We start from the raw sequence: 19,084 nt of genomic DNA, 5'->3' as shown, positions 1-19,084 counted from the left end.
TCAGTCGGCCATCTCCGGCCCCATGGCCTCTTCAACGAGGGTGGCGGCATCCATCAACAGCGTTTCATCCGCTTCGCCATGCACCGGCATCTTGCCGATTTCGAGCATGATCGGCACGGCTAGCGGCGATATCTGTTCCAGGTCCTTATGCACGATTCGACCGAGGATGCGCGAGAGCATCTCGGCAAGTCTGCTGACATCGAGCAATCCGGTCGCTGCATCGGCACGCGTCGCCTGGAGCAGGATGTGGTCGGGCTCGTGGCTGCGCAGCACATCATAAATCAGGTCTGTCGAGACGGTGACCTGGCGGCCGCTTTTCTCCTTGCCGGGATGACGTTTCTCGATCAGTCCGGAAATCAGCGCGCAGTTGCGGAAGGTGCGCTTGAGCAGCCAGCTGTCGGCAAACCATGCCTCGAGATCGTCACCGAGCATGTCCTGATCGAAGAGCGCAGCCAGCGATGGTTTTTTGTTTTTGAACATCCAGCCCATGTCGGCCAGCGACCAAATAGCCAACGCATAGTCGGTGGCAACGAAGCCGACCGGTTTGGCGCCCGCTCGATCCAGGCGGCGCGTCAGCAGCATGCCCAGCGTCTGATGCGCGAGCCTGCCTTCGAACGGATAGGCTACGAGATAGTGCCGGTTTCCGCGTGGAAAGGTCTCGATCAGCAGATCGTCCCGTTTCGGCAGGACGGATTTATCCGCCTGAAACCGCAGCCAATCGGCCACCTGCTCGGGCAGCTTCTTCCAGCGCTGCGGATCGTCGAGCATGGCGCGCACCTGCTCGGCGAGATAAGTCGAAAGCGGGAATTTGCCGCCGCCATAGTAGGGCACCTTTGCTTCGCTTCCGGGAGCATTCGACACGAAGCACTCATTGTCGCGGATACCCTCGAAGCGCAGAACCCTTCCGGCGAACATGAAAGTGTCGCCATAGGTCAAGGTCTCGAGAAACGCTTCCTCGATCTTTCCCAAGACTCTGCCGCCGCGCGAGGCCGCGCCCTTGCTTCCAGCCTGGACGTAACGAACGTTGAGGGCCGGCACTTCGATGATGGTCCCGACATTCAGCCGGTACTGTTGCGCCACGCGGGGATTGGATACTCGCCACAAGCCTTCCTTGGTTCGGCGGATACGGGCGTAGCGCTCGTAGTTTCTCAGCGCGTATCCGCCGGTGGCGACGAAGTCGATGACCCGGTCGAATGTCGGGCGGTCTAGGCTGACATAGGGCGCAGCCGATCTCACCTCGTCAAACAGCGCGTCGGCGTGGAACGGGGCACCGCAGGCGCAGCCGAGCACATGTTGCGCCAGCACGTCGAGCCCGCCATTGACCAAAGGCGGCGTGTCCTGCGCGCCGAGATAGTTGGCGTCGAGCGCGGCACGGCATTCAAGCACCTCAAACCGGTTGGCCGGGATCAGGATCGCCTTCGATGGCTCATCCATGCGGTGGTTGGCGCGGCCGATGCGCTGTGCCAGGCGGCTGGCCCCCTTCGGCGCGCCGACATGCACGACCAGATCGACATCGCCCCAGTCGATGCCCAGGTCCAATGTCGAGGTGGCGACGATAGCGCGCAAGGCGTTTTCGCCCATCGCCTTCTCGACCCGCCGCCGCTGGGCGACGTCGAGCGAGCCGTGATGCAAGGCGATCGGCAACGTGTCGTCGTTGACGCGCCACAGCTCCTGAAACAGCAGCTCGGCCTGGCTGCGCGTGTTGACAAAGAGCAGCGTCGTCTTGTGCCGCTTGACCTCGCGATAGATCTCCGGAGTGGCGTAGCGGGCGGAATGGCCAGCCCATGGCACCCGCTCTTCGGAATCGAGAATGGAGATGTCGGGCTTGGCGCCGCCTGTCACGACGATTAACTCGGACATGGCCTCAGGGGAAGCCTGGCTGACCAGCCAGCGCCGCAACTCATCCGGCTCGGCGACCGTAGCCGACAGGCCGATGGTCTGCAGCTCAGGGACGAAGGTGCGCAGCCGCGCCAGGCCTAGCGCCAAAAGATGCCCGCGCTTCGAGGTGACGAGCGAATGCAATTCGTCGAGGACGACATAACGCAAATCCTCGAAGAAGCGCCTGGCGGCGGCGGAGGCAATCAGAAGAGCGAGCTGTTCGGGCGTGGTGAGCAGGATGTCGGGCGGTGCGAGCTGTTGCCGCTGGCGCTTGTGCGAGGGCGTGTCGCCGGTACGGGTCTCGATGGTCACCGGCAGTCCGATCTCCTCGACCGGCTTGCCGAGATTGCGCTCGATGTCGACGGCCAGCGCCTTGAGCGGCGAGATGTAGAGCGTGTGGATGCCACGATGCGCCCCTCCGGGCTTGCGGCGCGGACGTCTGGCGAGTTCGGTAAGCGAGGGCAGGAATCCGGCAAGCGTCTTGCCGGCGCCGGTCGGCGCGATCAGCAGCGCCGATTGGCCGGCTTGAGCCTTCGCCAGCAGTTCGAGCTGGTGGGCGCGCGGCGACCAGCCTTTTGCAGCGAACCATTTTACGAACGGCTCGGGGAGAAGGACGGCGACATTCTGTTCGGCGAGGCGCGGCTGCTCTGTCACGCGCAAAGAGGTAGCGCGCTGGCAAGCGATCGCCAAGGAAAATCGGAACAAAAGGGGATCATTCTTCCCCTCTCCCCCTTGTGGGAGAAGGTGGCTCGGCGCGCAGCGCCGAGCCTAATGAGGGTGATCCAGCTTGGCCTACTTACCCCTCACCCGGATTGCCAACTGATTTGCGAAGAGCAAATCGGGGCAATCCAACCTCTCCCCCTGGAGGAGAGGTAAGGGCGCTAAGGCCTGCGGAACCCGGTCGGGCCGCCATAGAGATAGCCGATCCGCTCGACGGCATCCTTCAGCCCTTCGCGCGAGACCAGCATCGTGTGGCCATTGGCGTGGATCATGTCCTTCGCGTCGGTCATGATCGCGACGTGGCCCTTCCAGAAGACGAGGTCGCCGCGCTGCAGCCCGGAATACTCAGGGCATGGCTCGAGCGGCGTTCCGATCGATGCCGCCTGCATGTCGGAGTCGCGCAGCACATCCTTGCCGGCCATGCGCATCGACAGTTGCACGAGGCCGGAGCAGTCGATGCCGAAGCCGGAGACGCCGCCCCAGAGGTATGGCGTGCCGAGGAAGCTTTCGGCGACCGTCACAAAGTCGTCTGCAACCTCGGTAAGCGGCCGCAGATGGCGGGCAATGACGGCCTGGCCGGATGGCAGCAGCGCGTAGTGCGTGCCGCGCGTTTCGGCGGAACCCGTCACCGTCACCGCGGAGCCTATCGACAGTTGCCCGCCGATCGGGAAGCGCAGGTCCGGTCCGGGATAGAGGAAGGTGCGCGGCACGGAGACGATGTGGGTGGGCGCATGCTCACGTGCGCCGAGTACATTGTCGGCGGCATAGCCGACATAGCCGTCGCGCTCGGCCTGCACCCAGGCCCAGCCTTCCGCAACCTCGAAGACCAGCACGTCGTCGCCGAACAGCGCCTGCGTGTTGATGCCGGCATCGGGGCGGGGCGCCTTGCGCAGGTCGGCGACGGCGGTGGTGATCCGCGCCGGGCGGCCGGCGACAAAGCGATCGGCGGCGACTTCCCCCTTCAGCCTGGCATCGGCGAGATCGGAACGAAAGGCGTTAAGGCGGGCATCCCTGGCGGTCAAATCGGTAGTCCAGTCAAATGAGTTTGTCGGTCAGACAGACGAGTTGTCGGTCAGATGGGCAGCTCATGCGCCTTTGCGACGATACCATCGCCGAAGCGCTCGACAAAGAGCGCGCCCTCCACCGTGCGCCGGATCAGCACGTTGCGCTTGTCGAGCTCGTCGCGGTGGCGCGAAACCAGCTTCAGCGCGCCCATCGTGTCGAGCGCGCGGGTAATGACCGGCTTGGTGACGTTGAGCCTCGCGGCCAGCCCGCGCACCGTATGCGGCGGCGGATCGAGGTAGATGGTGAGCAGGATGGCGGTCTGGCGCATGGTGAGGTCGGGCGCGTCGTCGCGCACCTGCGACAGCAATACCTGCTGCCACAGTCGCAAGGCCTGGCTCGGGCGCATCGAGATCGACATTTGCCAAGCATGACGGCAAATTGTTTCGCTTCCGTTTCAGTCCGCGGCGGCTTTTGCCAGTTTTCTCGTCACACTCACCCGAAGCGCTTCGAGATCACTCGTTCCAGCGCGCGAATGCCTTGCGCTTCACCCCCGGTCAAGCCGTATGGGCGATCACTCGGGTTCCAGGCGAAGATGTCGAGATGCGCCCATCCGGGCGTCTTCTCGACAAAGCGCTTGAGGAAGAGCGCCGCCGTGATCGATCCGGCGAAGCCGTCCGTCGTGACATTGTTGAGGTCGGCGATCTTCGAGGAAAGCTTCGCGTCATAGGGACGCCACAGCGGCATGCGCCACAGCGGATCCTCGACAGCAAGCGAAGCCGCAGCCAGGTCGGACGCCAGTGCCTCGTCGCCGGTATAGAAGGGCGGCAGATCGGGGCCGAGCGCAACACGGGCCGCTCCGGTCAAGGTCGCCATGTCGAACAGCAGGGCCGGCCTTTCCTCGTCGGCAAGCGCCAGAGCGTCGGCCAGCACCAGCCGGCCTTCAGCATCGGTGTTGCCGATCTCCACCGTTATGCCCTTGCGGCTCCTCAGCACGTCGCCAGGCCGGAAGGCATTGCCGGCGATCGAATTCTCGACCGCAGGGATCAGCACGCGCAGCCGCACATTCCGTTTCGCCGCCATGATCATCGAGGCGAGACCCAGCACGTTGGCGGCGCCGCCCATGTCCTTCTTCATCAGCAGCATGCCCGACGACGGCTTGATGTCGAGGCCGCCGGTGTCGAAGCAGACGCCCTTGCCGACCAGCGTCACCTTCGGCGCGTCGCTCGGGCCCCAGGTCATGTCAATCAGCCGCGGCGCGCCGGCCGAGGCGCGGCCGACGGCATGGATCATCGGGAAATTCCGCGCCAGGAGATCGTCACCCTTGACGACGGAGACGTCGGCGCCGTGCCCGGCTGCCAATGCCCGGACAGCCTCCTCGAACTCATCCGGCCCCATGTCGCTCGTCGGCGTGTTGACGAGATCGCGCGTCAGGAAAATAGCCTCGGCGGTGCGGCGCACATGCGCGCCGTCGGCGCCCGACGGCAGCGCGAAGCGCAACGCCCTGCCGGGTTTCTTGCCGTAGCGGGTGAAGGCGTAGCCGCCGAGGACGACGGCCAGCGCCGCAAGATCGGGCGCTGGCAGATCCTGGGCGAAATGCCATTCACCCTCGGGCAGCGCCCGCGCCAGGGCGCCCACGGCAAGCTGGCTCTCGCCGTCGCCGGTGCCGAACAGCGCGCCGGCGAGACCGCCACCTTCGGCCGGCAGAACGAGCGTGCGGCCCGCCTCGCCGGAAAAGCCGTTGGCCCGTGCCCAAGCGATGACGGAAGGGGAAAGGCCAGTGCCGTCGAGGCCATCCTTTCCCACCAGGTAGACTGGCAAGGCTGCTTCCGGTTTCTGGTCAATAAGTTCGACAGGCATTCGATGGTCTCCGGCCGGCACGGCGAGTCGGCTTCTTAACGATCCGTTAGGGTTAACAGAATATTTCTGTGGGAGGGAAGACGGCCAGCTTAATGGCCGCGCAGGAATGGAGATAGGCGCCGATGCCGCTCAAAGCGTTGACCTTCACAAGCAAGCGTCTGGTCACCACGGCATTGCTGGCGGTGCTGGCGGCCAGCGTGGCCGGCTGCGGCAGCACCAGCAAGTTCACGACCGGCTCCATTTCCCGCTCCGACAACCGGCCCCTCGAAACGATGTCAGCCGGCGAACTGCACAGTGCCACGACCAGGCTCGGCGAATCCTACGCCCGGAACCCGAATGACAAACGCATCGCCACCAACTATGCCGCGGCGCTGCAGATGGATGGCGACGCCGACCAGTCGCTGGCGGTGATGCGCAAGCTCGCGATAGCCTACCCCAAGGACCGCGACGTGCTCGCCGCCTACGGCAAGGCGCTTGCCGCCAACGGGCAGTTCGAGCAGGCGCTCGATGCGGTGCGCCGCGCGCAGACGCCGGAATATCCGGACTGGCGCCTGGTTTCGGCTGAAGCCGCCATCCTTGACCAGATGGGGCAGCGGGACGAGGCACGTCAGGACTACCGGAAGGCGCTCGAACTCAAGCCGAACGAACCCTCGATCCTTTCCAATCTCGGCATGTCCTATGTGCTGGAGGGGGATCTGCGCACCGCCGAGACCTATATGCGCTCGGCCGCGCAGCAACCCAACGCCGACAGCCGGGTGCGGCAGAACCTGGCGCTGGTCGTCGGCCTGCAGGGTCGTTTCGACGAGGCCGAAAAGATCGCCTCGCAGGAGCTTTCGCCGGAGCAGGCGCAGGCCAATATCGCCTATCTGCGCCAGATGCTTGCGCAGCAGAATGCCTGGAGCCAACTCAAGGATCAGGACAAGGGCAAGCCGAAGGTCGCGACCAACTGACTGCCCGGCACCTACAGAGGTCATCGTTCTACGGAAACCGCGAGTTGCTCTAGCTGTTTGTTTTTTCCGCAATTCCGGACGGAAAACCGTTACACACTTTTCCTGGAATTGCTTCAAGGCTGGGCCAGACAGCAAAGCCGCGCGGCGCCTGCCACGCGGCTTCTGTCATGACTTCGATGGCTTCGCCTATTGGCTGCTGGAATTGTGCTGATCGCCAAAGATGCCGCGCTGGCTGACCTGGATGCCGGCCGGCCCTAGAATGATGGCGAACAGAACCGGCAGGAAGAAGAGGATCATCGGCACGGTGAGCTTCGGCGGCAGTGCTGCGGCCTTCTTTTCGGCCGCATTCATACGCATGTCGCGGCTTTCCGAGGCGAGCACGCGCAGCGCATGCGCCACCGGCGTGCCGTAGCGCTCCGCCTGGACCAGGGCCTGAGTCACCGCCTTCACCGAATCCAGGCCGGTGCGGCTTGCCAGGTTCTCGTAAGCGACCCTGCGGTCCTGCAGATAGGAGAGCTCGGCATTGGTGAGCACGAATTCCTCGGCGAGGGCGACGGACTGAGTACCGATCTCGTCGGCGACCTTGCGAAGCGCTGCTTCCACCGACATGCCGGATTCGACGCAGATCAGCATCAGGTCGAGCGCGTCCGGCCATGCCAGTTGGATCGACTGCTTGCGTTTGGTGGCGCGGTTGTTGACGTAGAGGATCGGCGCATAGAAGCCGCCATAGGCTACAAGAATGCAGACGAACAGCTTGATGAAGGCAGGCTGCTGCGCCAGACCGCCGAGAAGGAACAGGTAGATCGCCGCGAGCGCGAATCCGACAAAGGGCAGGATCAGACGAAAGAACAGGAAGCGCGTCAGCGGATTCTGGCCGCGGAAGCCCGCGACTTTCAACTTCTGCAGCGTGCCTTCGTCGGCAAGCGCGCGCTTGAGATCCAGCCGTTCGACGATGTTGCGCATGCCGATCGACTGTTCCTCGCGCAAACCCTTGCGGCGGCGGTCGGCTTCATTGGCGAGCCGCTGACGCTGCTTGGCGCGCAGCTCATCCCGCTCGAGCGCCACGGTTTTCATGCGCGCCTTGAGCTGATTGCCGCCAAGCGCAGGCATGAGCGTGAAGACGGTCGCAAAAACCGCGATGCCGACCAGGAGCGCGATAAGAAACGAAGGATCGGTTAGCGTCTTGACGACCTGGTCTGTCATTGGATCCGCGTCCCTAGACTTCGAAGTTCATCATCTTGCGCATCACCAGGATGCCGATCGACATCCAGACGCCGGAGCAGCCGAGGATCAGATTGCCGACGCTGGTGGTGAATAGCGGCATGATGTAGTTCGGACTTGTCAGATAGACGAGAAAGGCGACGACGAACGGCAGGGCGCCGATGATGACGGCGGATGCCTTTGCTTCCATCGACAGCGCCTGTACCTTGGCCTTCATCTTCTTGCGGTCGCGCAGCACGCGCGAAAGGTTGCCCAGCGCTTCGGAGAGATTGCCGCCGGCCTGCGACTGGATCTGGATGACGATGCCGAAGAAGCCGGCCTCGGTGCATGGCATGGTCTCGGACATGCGCATCGTGGCATCGGGGATCGACATACCCATCTGCTGGGAATCGACGATACGGCGGAATTCGGAGCGGACCGGCTCCGGGGATTCGTTGGCGATCAGGCGGATCGCGTCGTTGAGCGGCAGACCGGACTTCACCGCGCGCACGATGATGTCGAGGGCATTCGGGAATTCCTCCAGGAAGGCCTTCACCCGGCGCGCGCGACGAAACGAGACGAACCAGCGCGGCAGGCCGAGGGCTCCGGCCAAGAGAGCGCCGGGCAGGACCAGCAACGGCGCGCCGGCAAGAAAGGCGAGGATCGTAAGCACGATGCCGCAGATCACCGAGTAGATGTAGAAGCGCTCGAGGGAGACGGTCATGCCGGCCTGGCGGATCTGGGCCCTCAGCGGCGGTTTCTTGACGTTGCGGTCATTGGTTTTCTGCTTTTCATCGAGCTGCTTGAGCGAATCCTGAAGCGTCTTGCGCCGTCTGACCGCTTCCGCGGCGCGGTCGCGCGTAGCCTTCACCACCGATCGGTCGGTCTCGGCCGTCTTGATCGTTTCAAGGCGCTTGCCGGCCTGCTTCTCGTTATCGATGCGCTTGAACAGGAAGGCATAGGCTATCGCGCCGGCGCTGAGGCCCGCGAGCACGACGAAAGCCAGAACCGTGGTGTCAATTCCGAACATCGACCGGGGCCCCTACACCTCCAGATGCACCAGAGCGGTTCAGCTTTTTACAAAAGCGCTGACCCGCTCTAAGTATTTGTTTTTACGCAATTCCGGACGGAAAACCGCTACGCACTTTTCCTGGAATTGCTCTAGTCAGCGCGTTTCTCCATGGCCTCGAGCGCGTTGGCGAGGCGCTGCTCCTCGCCATAGTAGCGGGCACGATCCCAGAAATGCGGCCGGCCGATGCCGGTGGAGACATGCTCGCCGATCAGACGGCCGCTCGCGTCCTCGCCCTTGATGTTGTAGAGGACGAGGTCCTGGGTGATGATGACGTCGCCTTCCATGCCGATCACCTCGGTGATGTGGGTGATGCGGCGCGAGCCGTCGCGCAGACGAGCCGCCTGGATGATCACGTCCACCGAGCCGACGACGATCTCGCGCACCGTCCTCTGCGGCAGTGAATAACCGCCCATGGCGATCATCGATTCAATACGGTTCAGGCATTCGCGCGGGCTGTTGGAGTGGATCGTTCCCATCGAGCCGTCATGGCCGGTGTTCATCGCCTGCAGAAGGTCGAACACTTCCGGTCCGCGCACCTCGCCGACGATGATCCGTTCGGGCCGCATGCGCAGGCAGTTCTTGACGAGATCGCGCATGGTCACCTCGCCCTCGCCTTCGAGATTGGGCGGCCTGGTTTCGAGACGCACCACGTGCGGCTGCTGCAGCTGCAGCTCGGCCGAGTCCTCGCAGGTGATGACCCGCTCCTCGCGATCGATGTAGTTGGTCAGGCAGTTGAGCAGCGTCGTTTTGCCCGAGCCGGTACCGCCCGAGATGACGACGTTGCAGCGGACGCGGCCGATGATCTTCAGGATCTCCGCGCCTTGCGGCGAGATGGCGCCGAACTTGACCAGCTGGTCGAGCGTCAGCTTGTCCTTCTTGAACTTGCGGATGGTGAGCGCGGTGCCATCAAGCGACAGCGGCGGCGCGATCACGTTGACGCGCGAGCCGTCGGGAAGGCGCGCGTCGCAGATCGGGCTCGATTCGTCGACGCGGCGGCCGACCTGGCTGACGATGCGCTGGCAGATGTTGAGCAGTTGCTGGTTGTCGCGGAAGCGAATGCTGGTCGGTTCGACCTTGCCGTTGACTTCGATGTAGACGTTCTTTGAACCGTTGACCATGATGTCGGCGATGTCGTCGCGCGCGAGCAGCGGCTCCAGCGGCCCATAGCCGAGCACGTCGTTGCAGATATCCTCGAGCAGCTCTTCCTGCTCGGAGATCGACATCGCGAAATTCTTGATCGCGATGATGTCGTTGACGATGTCGCGGATTTCCTCGCGCGCGCTTTCCGGATCGAGCTTGGCGAGCTGCGAAAGATCGATCGTGTCGATGAGCGCGGAAAACACCTGGCTCTTGGTGTCATAGTAGGTTTCGCTGCGCTCGCGCTGGACCCTTTTCGGCGGCTCGGGCGCCATCGGCGGCGCCTCCACCGGACGGCGAACGGGGGACGCGGCGGGCGTGCTCGGCGCGGGCGCGGCCGGCCGATCGACAGCGATCGTCCCAGCCGGAGCGGGAGCGGCCGGAGGAGGTGCTGGCGGACGGAATTCGGGAGCTGCCCGGCTGCCGTCGTCTGTGCCTCTTTTACCAAACATGATCGACTACCCGATGCCGCTCAGCGAGCGTCACTTCTTGCTGCGTGAAAGCTTGCCGAGGATGGCTCCAAGGCTTGCCTTCTTCTTCGCCTTGATCTCGCTGCGCCCTGTCAGCACATGCGCTATTTCGTTGATCGTGCCGACAACCGGACTCTTGGCGTCCATTTCGCCGAGCATGCGGCCGTTGTTGGCCGCGTTGCCGAACAGCAGCGGCTCGAAATTGATCACCGCCATGGGTGTGATGCCGAGCGGTTCGGAAAAATCCGATGCCGCGATCTCCGGGCGTTTCGGAACGCCCGCCTGGTTGATGATCAGCTTCGGCGGCGGGTCGTTCGGACGCAGCCGCTTCAGCATGTCGACCATATTCTTGGTGTTGCGCAGATTGGCGAGTTCTGGCGTGGCCGTGATGACGATCTCGTCGGCCTTGATCAGCGTGCTCTTGGTCCAACCGCTCCAGACGTGAGGGACGTCGAGCACGAGCAAGGGCGCGCTGCGCTGCGCCGTTTCGATGACCTGGGAGAAGGCGTCCGGATCGAAATCATAGACGCGCTCGAGCGTGGACGGTGCCGCCAGCAGCGACAAATGCTCGGCGCATTGCGCGAGCAGCCGGTCGAGATAGACCTCATCGACGCGCTCGGGCGAAAACACCGCCTCGGCGATGCCCTGCGCGGGGTCCCGGTCGAAGTTGATATTGGCGGTGCCGAAGGCGAGATCGAGATCGGCGACGACGACTTCGGACTTGAACAAGGACGACATCGCCCAGGCGACGTTGTGGGCGATCGTCGAGGAGCCGACGCCGCCCTTGGCGCCGATGAAGGCGATGGAGCGGCCGATCGGATCGGACTCGGGATCGACGAAGATCGACGAGACGACGCTGACGATATCGGTCATCGAGACCGGCGCGATGACATATTCGGAAATGCCCGAACGGATAAGCTCTCGGTAGAGGCCGACATCGTTGTAATGGCCGATGACCACGACCTTCGAGGTCGGATCACAGTATTCGGCGAGCTGAGCGAGCTGCTCCAGCAGCTGTTTCGGCTCGCTGCGCGATTCCAGCAGGATCAGGTTTGGCGTCGGCGCCGACTGGTAGAATTCGATCGCGGTGGCGATGCCGCCCATATGGACCTTGAGATGGGCCTTGGCCATGCGACGATCCTCGCCGGCGCGCCCGATCGGATTTGCGACGCCTTCGGTCTCGCAGAAAGCCTGGATCGAGATGCGCGGCACCGGGCGCAGCGCCTGCATGGCGGCGATGTCCTGTTGCGAAAGATCGCCGGTATCGGCAGGCGTGTCGTAGGCAAGATTGCTCATCGTCATGCTCTTTCCGTGATCCGCCGCGGGCTCAGTAAGTCACTTCCGAATTGCCGAGGAACTCATCCGAAATGCCTCTCGCCCGATAGACGTCGATCACCGCGCCGCGATTTTCGGCATCGATGTCGGACTGCTTGCGTGGCCCGAGCAGATCGTTGGGATTGGCCATCTGGGCGGCGAGGTTGTTCTGATAGGAGCACCCGAAATCGGCGTAGTGCTTGTTCTCGGAAGTCTCGGTCAGATCCTCGGGCCAACGCCCGCATTTGTCGGTCTGTGCCCTCACCGCCACGAAGGCCACGCGGACCGGCGCCGAAGCCTCGGGCACGGCCGACTGATAGGAGGTCATGATGATATTGTTGCGCTTGACGCCTGCGGCCATCGCAAGTCTGGCGAAATCGCGGCTCGCGGCCTGGGCGGCGGCCTGGTTCGCGGAACCCACCGGGGCCGCGATCGTCAGCGCCGGCGCGGCGCTCCTGTCGTAGCCGTCGAGGAAGCCGAGCAGAGTGTCGCGCTGCGAAGCCGTCATGCCGCGATCACCGGCGCCGACCGGGAGGTCGATCTTCTGGTTCTTCTCGGCGATAACGATCGGATGATTGGTGCGGTAGTCGTCCGGAATGGAGCCCACTGTCACACTATCGCGATGGAAGTTGGCGCATCCGGCGAGCGACGCCGCAAGGGCGATCGCCAGGACCGGAGCCGACCCGCGGAACCGTCCGCGGCCCGATTGTGCCGCTGCGATCGTCATGGCCTTCAATGTTGAGTTGGACATGTCCGCTTTCCCGCTCACTTGTAGATGAAGCCGACAACGCCGTGGTAACGGCCAGGTGGCCTATCGGTCTGCATGGTGCCGTAGACGCGATTGACGCGACCGAGGAACATGCCAGCGCCGTCGCTCGGCGCATTGAAATTATCGTCGGGCTTGGCCAATTCGTTGCGCGCCACGGGCCGCGCCAGATAGGGCGTGATGATGATCACGAGCTCGCTCTCGTTGCGCACGAAGTCGCGGCTGCGGAAGAGCGCGCCGAGCACCGGAATCTTGGTCAGTCCGGGCAATCCAACGACGGCCTGCCTGACGTCGTCGCGCACGAGGCCTGCGATCATCATCGAGCCGCCGGAAGGCAGTTCCACCGTCGTATCGGCCAGGCGTTTGCGGAGCGACAAAGCGTTCATGCCGATGCTGCTGTTATCCGTGGATGCCGACACGGAGCCCTCGGTTGTCGGTTCGGAAACCGACGTTCTCACCTTCAGGCTGATGCGGCCGGGTGACAGCACCACCGGCTGAAACTCCAATCCGATGCCGTATTCGATCTTCTCGATCTGATAGGTCTTCAGGCCGGTCTGGTTGTCGTTGGAGACGTTGGCGGAAACATTGGTCACCATGTTGTATTCGCCGCCGACCTTGAAGGTCGCCTTCTCCCCCGACACGGCGGTCAAGGTCGGCTCGGCCAAGGTCTTCATGACCCCCGACTGCTCCATTGCGTTGATATAGGACTGCAGCCCGGACGCACTGATACCTAGGCCCGCGTTCGACAGCGGCTTACCGAGACCAGTGTAAGGGTCGCTGAGCGCGCCCCAGGAGATGCCGTTGCTGCCGCCGCTGGCCATCATGTTGACGCCGAGCTGCTTCATCACCGAGCGGCTGACTTCGGCCACCGTGACCTTCAGCGTCACCTGATCGTCGCCGATGATCTGCAGCAGATTGACGATCTTGGAGACCCGGCGCTCCTGGTCGGGATTGTTGATGTCGACGCCGCCATTGGCGGACCCGCCGGCGGCCGTCTGCGAATATTGGCCGGTCGTCGCTTCACCGCCCGAGACGAAGATGGTGGCCAGGTCGACGGCGCGCTTGGCGTCGAGCGGTGTATCGACATTGCCGGTGAGAATCACGTTGTCGTTCAGCAGCTCGACCTTGATCTGCGACGTCGGGAGGAAGCGTTTGAGATAGTCATCCAGCCCGGCCACATCGCGTTCGACCGCCAGGTCAAGACTGGCGATCTGCTCGCCGTTGGGGCCGAAGACGAAGATGTTGGTTTCGCCGACCGCCTTGCCGAACAGATAGATGCGGCGCGCCGTGCGCGTCACTGCGTCGGCGACCGCGGGATTGGCGACGAGTATGTCGTAGGCGTCGCTCGGCAGGTCGATGACCACCGACTTATTGAGGCCGAGCTTGACGCGCTGCGAGGCAACCGAGGCCGTCACACCCGCTGCCCTGTTCGCGGCCTTTGCCTCGACGGGCCCAGGTGCATTGGTGCCGATCAGGAACAGGCCGATTGCGGCCGCCGCGATGACGGGCAGTTTGCCGATTAGCCTCATTTCCTTGCTCCCACTTCGGAAACCTGGCCCGACTTGATCAATCGCACCGTGCCGCGCCGGCCATTGCCGTTCACCAGATAGTCGGCCTCGCCCAGGTTCTTCTCATTCGTGTCGGTGATCGAACGCAGCGCCAGGGTCAGGCGGTCCGCCATCTGCTGCGCCACCGTGATGATCTCCGCCTGCTGCGGCGTGAGCTCCAGCGTCGCGGTCTGGCCGACCCTGGTCTTCTTGCCTTCCTCGTCCTCCTGGATGGTCTGGTCGATGGCCAGGACACGAATGTTCTTCAGGATGGTCTCGGTATTGAAGCCGCTGCCGCCATTGCTGGCGTCGGCCCGCCGGGTCATGATGACGTCGACGAAGTCATTGGGCAGGATGAAGCCGCCGGCGGACGTATCGGCCGATATGGCGGTCGCGACCGCGCGCATGCCGGACGGCAGGATCGAGGACATGAAGCTCTGCCCCTCGCCGACCAGCTTGGAGCGCCGCAACGGCTCACCGGCATACATGGCTACACGCGCCACCGAGCCCTTCAGCTTTTCGACTGCGTCCGGTTCGGCCGCACGGGTGATGAAATTGGCGTTGATGCCGCTCGCCGGCCACTGCTCCCACCTGATGTTGTCACCGAGCTGGCTGCCCATTGCGACATCGCCGGAAAGCGCCAGCACGTCCTGCAGCGCGATCGCCGGCTGCTTGGGAGCGTTGACGACGACTTGAGCCGGCGGCGCCACTACCATGTTCTTCGCGACATAACCCGCGCCACCCGCCGCGGCCACGGCCACGCTCAGAATAATCAGTCGGGATGCTGGCATTCGTCCGGACCCTTCGCCTCAAGGCAAACCACCTCGCCAAGCCGGACTTTGCAGCCGCAATCGTCAAAACAAGGTTAATGCAATGCTTACGATCGTGATTAATTTAACGTTTACTCAAATTGGACTGAACCGCCTTGCCGTTAACAAAAAAGGCGGCCAAGTGCCGCGAGAACCCTTGTCACAGAAACTGATTTTCCGAAGGCAACAAGCTGTTTGGTAGGCGTAAAGCCAGACTCCGAAGCGCACCGAGCGCATCTGAAGATGGCGATGTGCTTTAGGTCGTGAGCCTATCCAGCGCCCAGACCATCAACGAAGAATCCGGAAAGGTGAGGAGCCCGCCAAGACCAAGCGCGATGCCATAAGGAATGCCTGCGGTCTCGTCGGCGAAATGGCGGAGAAAACGGTTGTGGCCGGTGTAAACCGCAAATGGCGATTTCCGGTAGGCCAGAATGGCAACCGTCAGCAGGCCGCCGATCAATGTCGAGGTCACCAAGTAGCCGATGAGATTGATGTTGAGCCCCATCCATACGGCGGTCGCGGCCAGCAGCTTGGCATCGCCGCCGCCCATGCCGCCGAGCGCGAACAGTCCGAACGTCGCGGCCAGCACCAGGGCACCTGCCGCGAAATGCCCGCCATAAATGGCCCAGTCCATCCCGGTCAAAGGAGCGACCAGAGCGAACGTCGCCACGAGCAGCACCGGCACGCGGTTGGCGATCGTCATCGAAAGCATGTCGGAGATCGCCGCAAACAGCATGCAGAATGGAAAGACGACGAAGATTACAGCTTCAAGCATGAGACAACACAATGCCGTGAGAAAAGTAACACGCCCAGTCTAGCCACACGCCATTAACGGTCGGTGAGTGCCGACGATCAAATTCGCGCGCAAACCAGATGCTGCAACGAACAAGGGCCGCCTCGAGGCGGCCCTTCTCGTCGAGAGCGACTTCGTCGTCCTCGGGTTGTTGTTAGTTGGAGTTTTGGACCGCGCTGGCAATTGCCTTGAACTTGGTGTTCAGGGCAGTGCCGAGCTGGCCAGCGCCGACCATGATGGCGAGCGCGATGAGGGCGGCGATCAGACCGTATTCGATGGCGGTCGCGCCGGATTCGTCCTTCACGAAACGTGCGATGAGGTTAGACATTCGAGAGCTCCTACTCCACGTGTTACAGCACTTCCGTCAACTTCTCTTGCCGGTTGATCGGATGTGCCAAATCTAGGGGGAAGCCCTTTCGATCGGCTTAATAAATACCCTTACCGATTCCTTTCCGGAGGCGATCCCGTTGCTTGGTTAACCGTGGCCTAAACCTCCAGAGGCGGAGCGGCGGGCATGAAAAGCGCGGAGATCCGGCCCATCCGCGATTTCGCTAAAACAGCGTATGCTCTCCGGCTTATGACCGCCGAGCCGGCCAATCCTTATCGCGGCCATGCGGCGCTTAACCGTCGGTTCACCAATTTCGTTCATGTTCCGTTGAACAGTCTGCCGCTCCGGAGCGCTTCAATGACCTCGTCGAGATCGCCATTTTCAGTCGTCGCGCTGCTGGCTGTCGCCGCATCCGTCATGCCGGCCAGCGCCGGCGCCGGCATCGAGGTCACCATGAATCAAGCAAAGATCGTCAAGTTGTCGCGCGCGGCCGATACGATCGTCGTCGGCAATCCGGCAATCGCCGATGCCGCCGTACAGGATGCCTCGACGGTCGTTCTCACCGGCAAGGGTTTCGGCGTGACCAATCTGGTCGTGCTCGATTCCGATGGCAGCCCGATCATAGATGAGCAGGTGACGGTCGTCCGACAAGCCGCGTCCTCGGTGCGCATCTATCGACGCGCCGAAGTCCAGACCATGTCCTGCACGCCCTATTGCGAAAGCTCGTACAAGAGCGAGGCTGAGAAAACGTCCGAAACGGAAATGAACGCAGCCCGCTGAGCTTAAGGACGCAAGCGCCCGCAGGTTAACAGCGGGTTAAGGGCAGCCCACCGAGTTTAACGCTGATCCAAACCGGACCTCAATGGGTGGCCGATAGGTTGCAGCCGACATTGCAAGGGATCGGCAGGAACGGAACATGAGCAGGGCGCCCAAGGGTGGCATGAACGGCAAGGCCGAGGCAAAGCCACGCCCCGGTTTCTTCAGCGACAGGCGCGGCAGCACGGCATTGGAATTCGCAATGCTGGCCATGCCGTTCGCCTTGCTCGTTTTCGCCATCCTGGAGAGCTGCATCTCGTTCGCCGGCCAGGAAGTGATGGCCAACGCCACCGACGATATCGCGCGCCAGCTGCGAACCGGCCAGCTCAAGAAGGCCAACGTCACCGACGCCTCGATCAAGACGCTGATCTGCGACAGGCTGGAGATCATGGTCGCCACGAACTGCCCCGGTTCCGGGTCAAATGCTTCCCTGTTGGTGGACCTGCGCGAATATCCGACCTTCGCCGACGCCGCGGCGGCGGGCTTCAAGATCCAGAACGGCGAAATCGTGCTGACAGGCACGAGCTCGACGACTTTCACGGTGTCGCCGGGGCTGGCGGAATCGAAGAACATGCTGCGGGTTTTCTACAAATGGCCGGTGATCACCGATTTCCTGGCTAAACAGATGGCCAATCTGAATGGCGGCAAGACGCTGCACTTCGCATCGGTGACCTGGCAGAACGAACCATTCGACGACTAAGGCAGGTCGCGTGAGGCGACCTGCTTTGGCTTTTTGATTTTCGGCATGTCTCCCGAAACCGGGTCCACTTCGGGAGACATGCTTCAAGATTGCGGCCGGCCGAGACTTACGGCGGTGTGGGGGTAGGATATGTACCGTGCGGGGGCACAGCGGCGAATTTCGGCTTTCGTGACGAAGGCGGCACGGTTTTGCCTCGATCGCCGCGGCGTCGCGGCAATCGAGTTCGCGTTCATCGTGCCGGTGCTGCTCATCATGTACTTCATCACGATGGAAGCCTCGCAGGCCATCGAAACCAGCAAGAAGGTCAGCCGCATCGGCAGCATGGTGGCGGATCTCGTCACGCAGCAGACCAGCGTCACGAAAGCCGATCTCGACGCGATCATGAAGATCGGCACCTCGACGCTGCAGCCCTACAACCGCTCCACGCCGACGATCATCATCACCGGGATCCAGATCTCCGACGAGGCATCGCCCAAGGCGACGGTGGCCTGGTCGCGCAAGCTCGTGGGCACCACCTATAGCGCCGACGCGGCGAAGACCAGTCCCACCACCGTTCCGCCAACGCTGAATATCCGCAACACCTTCCTTGTCCGGGTGGAAAGCGACCTCGGCTATAAGCCGATCATCACCTGGTCAGCCGACAGTTCGTCGACGCTTGGATTGACCTCGGCCTTCAACAACATATCGATGGGCGAAACGTACTATCTGAGGCCGCGCCGCGGTCCTACGGTTCCTTGCACCGACTGCTGACGGACTAATCCCCGCGAGTTTCCCGCCGCACGATGGCCAGGGCCGTTGCGTAGTCCTTTGATACGGCCAGTTCGAAGCCGCCGGAGTGCGTCGGCTCCAGAAGATCGTAGACATCCGGGGTCAGCGACTTGAGATTGGTCAGAAACACGGCCAGCCGTCGCTTGGCTTCGGCGTCGAGATCGCTGCGCACCGCATGAGGCCCATATCGCAGCGGAGCCGAGCTCCACAGCACCCGAAGCGACGTCTTCGGGACGCCGGCGGCCGCAAGCCGCAGGATGGTGCCGCCCGTGTCGGTAGGCTGGCCGTCGGCGCCGACAGGCTCCCAGCCGAACAGGCCGTCGGCTTCGCCGTCGCCGAGCATCGCCTCGGCCGCGGTGGCCGACGGGGCGCGCGCCAGGAAAGGTGAATCCTGCGCGATCGGCACGCCTTCGCCGGCCAGTCCGGTCAGCGGCAGGAGAGAACCGGCGACATTGTCGGCGGGCGCGATGGCGATCCGATGCGAGGCGATCGCTGTGAGGCCCGGCACTTTGCCGTCGCGCGTCACCAGCACGGAACGGACGCCGGCGGCTCCATCGGCATCGACCGGCGCCACCAGCGGCTCGACACAGCCGCAGCGCTCCGAAGCCGTAGCATAGGCGAGCGCCGAATAGACCGCGTACTGTATGCGGCCGCTCGCCTGAGCCTCGATCAACGCCGCATAGTCGCGAGCAACGACGAACTCGACCTTCATGCCGAGAGCGTTCGTATAGGCATCCGTCAAGCGGGCCAGACCAGGTACCGTGTTGCCTCCTCCGGGCTCGGCGACGATTCCTATGCGAAACGTGCCGATGTCGGCGCGCCAGTCGGCATGCGCCGGCGGGGCAGCGAAGAGCACCGCGAGAGCCGCCGCGCAGGTCCTCAATGCCTGGCTTGCCGCCGATCTTGCGCCCATGCCCATCCTTGCCGCATTCCCTCGATCCGCACCACTTTGCA

Annotated in this window: 18 protein-coding genes; 4 read left to right on the top strand and 14 right to left on the bottom strand. The window is 63.2% G+C overall.

Annotated elements, in window-relative coordinates; translation table 11 throughout:
• The 4 genes from P9230_RS08980 to P9230_RS08965 form a co-directional block, all read right to left on the bottom strand.
• Positions 1-2,532 carry a ligase-associated DNA damage response DEXH box helicase gene (locus tag P9230_RS08980; RefSeq protein WP_278118518.1) on the bottom strand — a complete coding sequence of 844 codons (2,532 nt, stop codon included), beginning with the start codon at positions 2,530-2,532 and terminating at the stop codon, positions 1-3.
• Between the two features lie 227 nt (positions 2,533-2,759).
• Positions 2,760-3,620, bottom strand: coding sequence for an NlpC/P60 family protein (locus P9230_RS08975; RefSeq protein ID WP_278118515.1), 861 nt, complete (start codon positions 3,618-3,620; stop codon positions 2,760-2,762).
• 50 nt (positions 3,621-3,670) lie between these two features.
• A complete protein-coding gene (locus tag P9230_RS08970; protein WP_066996450.1) occupies positions 3,671-4,021 on the bottom strand; it encodes a MarR family winged helix-turn-helix transcriptional regulator in 351 nt (116 codons plus the stop codon).
• A 74-nt stretch (positions 4,022-4,095) separates the two neighbouring features.
• Positions 4,096-5,460: a leucyl aminopeptidase family protein gene (locus P9230_RS08965; RefSeq protein ID WP_278118513.1), complete on the bottom strand. Its 1,365-nt coding sequence runs from the start codon at positions 5,458-5,460 to the stop codon at positions 4,096-4,098.
• A gap of 122 nt (positions 5,461-5,582) precedes the next feature.
• Here P9230_RS08965 and P9230_RS08960 point away from each other — a divergent pair, with 122 nt between their 5' ends.
• Positions 5,583-6,410, top strand: coding sequence for a tetratricopeptide repeat protein (locus P9230_RS08960; RefSeq protein ID WP_278118512.1), 828 nt, complete (start codon positions 5,583-5,585; stop codon positions 6,408-6,410).
• A 186-nt stretch (positions 6,411-6,596) separates the two neighbouring features.
• Here the strand turns inward: P9230_RS08960 and P9230_RS08955 are convergent, their stop codons facing one another.
• The 9 genes from P9230_RS08955 to P9230_RS08915 all read right to left on the bottom strand — a co-directional run bounded on the left by P9230_RS08955 (position 6,597) and on the right by P9230_RS08915 (position 15,846).
• Complete coding sequence (locus tag P9230_RS08955; protein ID WP_066996444.1) at positions 6,597-7,613, bottom strand: type II secretion system F family protein; 1,017 nt, start codon at positions 7,611-7,613, stop codon at positions 6,597-6,599.
• 13 nt (positions 7,614-7,626) lie between these two features.
• Positions 7,627-8,640, bottom strand: a complete 1,014-nt coding sequence (locus tag P9230_RS08950; protein ID WP_066996441.1) for a type II secretion system F family protein — start codon at positions 8,638-8,640, stop codon at positions 7,627-7,629.
• A 131-nt stretch (positions 8,641-8,771) separates the two neighbouring features.
• Positions 8,772-10,271, bottom strand: a complete 1,500-nt coding sequence (locus tag P9230_RS08945) for a CpaF family protein (protein ID WP_067324583.1) — start codon at positions 10,269-10,271, stop codon at positions 8,772-8,774.
• A gap of 30 nt (positions 10,272-10,301) precedes the next feature.
• Positions 10,302-11,585: a CpaE family protein gene (locus tag P9230_RS08940; protein ID WP_170950412.1), complete on the bottom strand. Its 1,284-nt coding sequence runs from the start codon at positions 11,583-11,585 to the stop codon at positions 10,302-10,304.
• Positions 11,586-11,616: 31 nt separating this feature from the next.
• A complete protein-coding gene (locus tag P9230_RS08935) occupies positions 11,617-12,354 on the bottom strand; it encodes a CpaD family pilus assembly protein (RefSeq protein WP_095824213.1) in 738 nt (245 codons plus the stop codon).
• A 14-nt stretch (positions 12,355-12,368) separates the two neighbouring features.
• Positions 12,369-13,898: a type II and III secretion system protein family protein gene (locus tag P9230_RS08930; protein ID WP_067324577.1), complete on the bottom strand. Its 1,530-nt coding sequence runs from the start codon at positions 13,896-13,898 to the stop codon at positions 12,369-12,371.
• Positions 13,895-14,707 (bottom strand): Flp pilus assembly protein CpaB, encoded by an 813-nt coding sequence (gene cpaB / locus P9230_RS08925; protein WP_067324575.1) that lies wholly within the window; start codon positions 14,705-14,707, stop codon positions 13,895-13,897. The genes P9230_RS08930 and cpaB overlap by 4 nt, the downstream gene beginning before the upstream one ends.
• Positions 14,708-14,981: 274 nt before the next feature.
• Entirely contained in the window at positions 14,982-15,500 is a 519-nt protein-coding gene (locus P9230_RS08920; RefSeq protein WP_067324573.1) for a prepilin peptidase, read from the bottom strand.
• A gap of 172 nt (positions 15,501-15,672) precedes the next feature.
• Complete coding sequence (locus tag P9230_RS08915; RefSeq protein ID WP_067324571.1) at positions 15,673-15,846, bottom strand: Flp family type IVb pilin; 174 nt, start codon at positions 15,844-15,846, stop codon at positions 15,673-15,675.
• Between the two features lie 357 nt (positions 15,847-16,203).
• Here P9230_RS08915 and P9230_RS08910 point away from each other — a divergent pair, with 357 nt between their 5' ends.
• The 3 genes from P9230_RS08910 to P9230_RS08900 all read left to right on the top strand — a co-directional run bounded on the left by P9230_RS08910 (position 16,204) and on the right by P9230_RS08900 (position 18,112).
• Positions 16,204-16,626, top strand: coding sequence for a pilus assembly protein N-terminal domain-containing protein (locus P9230_RS08910; RefSeq protein WP_066996418.1), 423 nt, complete (start codon positions 16,204-16,206; stop codon positions 16,624-16,626).
• A 136-nt stretch (positions 16,627-16,762) separates the two neighbouring features.
• Entirely contained in the window at positions 16,763-17,362 is a 600-nt protein-coding gene (locus P9230_RS08905; protein ID WP_067324568.1) for a TadE/TadG family type IV pilus assembly protein, read from the top strand.
• Positions 17,363-17,491: 129 nt separating this feature from the next.
• Positions 17,492-18,112, top strand: coding sequence for a TadE/TadG family type IV pilus assembly protein (locus P9230_RS08900; RefSeq protein WP_095799340.1), 621 nt, complete (start codon positions 17,492-17,494; stop codon positions 18,110-18,112).
• 4 nt (positions 18,113-18,116) lie between these two features.
• Here the strand turns inward: P9230_RS08900 and P9230_RS08895 are convergent, their stop codons facing one another.
• The gene (locus tag P9230_RS08895) at positions 18,117-19,043 is read right to left on the bottom strand and encodes a PhnD/SsuA/transferrin family substrate-binding protein (protein ID WP_095824399.1); all 927 of its coding nucleotides are present in this window, start codon (positions 19,041-19,043) and stop codon (positions 18,117-18,119) included.
• Positions 19,044-19,084: the final 41 nt, after the last annotated feature.

Origin of the sequence: Mesorhizobium sp. WSM4887 (assembly GCF_029625865.1) — a bacterium.
In the GTDB taxonomy this organism is placed as follows: Bacteria; Pseudomonadota; Alphaproteobacteria; order Rhizobiales; family Rhizobiaceae; genus Mesorhizobium.
The sequence above is the reverse complement of the archived record's forward strand: the minus strand, read 5'-3'. Positions and strand labels throughout refer to the sequence as shown.

Coding starts and splice junctions, on each gene's coding strand:
- P9230_RS08920 (WP_067324573.1), bottom strand. CDS start 15,500: ATGCTTGAAGCTGTAATCTTCGTCGTCTTTCCATTCTGCATGCTGTTT.
- P9230_RS08950 (WP_066996441.1), bottom strand. CDS start 8,640: ATGTTCGGAATTGACACCACGGTTCTGGCTTTCGTCGTGCTCGCGGGC.
- P9230_RS08905 (WP_067324568.1), top strand. CDS start 16,763: ATGAGCAGGGCGCCCAAGGGTGGCATGAACGGCAAGGCCGAGGCAAAG.
- P9230_RS08915 (WP_067324571.1), bottom strand. CDS start 15,846: ATGTCTAACCTCATCGCACGTTTCGTGAAGGACGAATCCGGCGCGACC.
- P9230_RS08940 (WP_170950412.1), bottom strand. CDS start 11,585: ATGAGCAATCTTGCCTACGACACGCCTGCCGATACCGGCGATCTTTCG.
- P9230_RS08945 (WP_067324583.1), bottom strand. CDS start 10,271: ATGTTTGGTAAAAGAGGCACAGACGACGGCAGCCGGGCAGCTCCCGAA.
- P9230_RS08960 (WP_278118512.1), top strand. CDS start 5,583: ATGCCGCTCAAAGCGTTGACCTTCACAAGCAAGCGTCTGGTCACCACG.
- P9230_RS08970 (WP_066996450.1), bottom strand. CDS start 4,021: ATGTCGATCTCGATGCGCCCGAGCCAGGCCTTGCGACTGTGGCAGCAG.
- P9230_RS08935 (WP_095824213.1), bottom strand. CDS start 12,354: ATGTCCAACTCAACATTGAAGGCCATGACGATCGCAGCGGCACAATCG.
- cpaB (WP_067324575.1), bottom strand. CDS start 14,707: ATGCCAGCATCCCGACTGATTATTCTGAGCGTGGCCGTGGCCGCGGCG.
- P9230_RS08965 (WP_278118513.1), bottom strand. CDS start 5,460: ATGCCTGTCGAACTTATTGACCAGAAACCGGAAGCAGCCTTGCCAGTC.
- P9230_RS08910 (WP_066996418.1), top strand. CDS start 16,204: ATGACCTCGTCGAGATCGCCATTTTCAGTCGTCGCGCTGCTGGCTGTC.
- P9230_RS08930 (WP_067324577.1), bottom strand. CDS start 13,898: ATGAGGCTAATCGGCAAACTGCCCGTCATCGCGGCGGCCGCAATCGGC.
- P9230_RS08955 (WP_066996444.1), bottom strand. CDS start 7,613: ATGACAGACCAGGTCGTCAAGACGCTAACCGATCCTTCGTTTCTTATC.
- P9230_RS08900 (WP_095799340.1), top strand. CDS start 17,492: ATGTACCGTGCGGGGGCACAGCGGCGAATTTCGGCTTTCGTGACGAAG.
- P9230_RS08895 (WP_095824399.1), bottom strand. CDS start 19,043: ATGGGCGCAAGATCGGCGGCAAGCCAGGCATTGAGGACCTGCGCGGCG.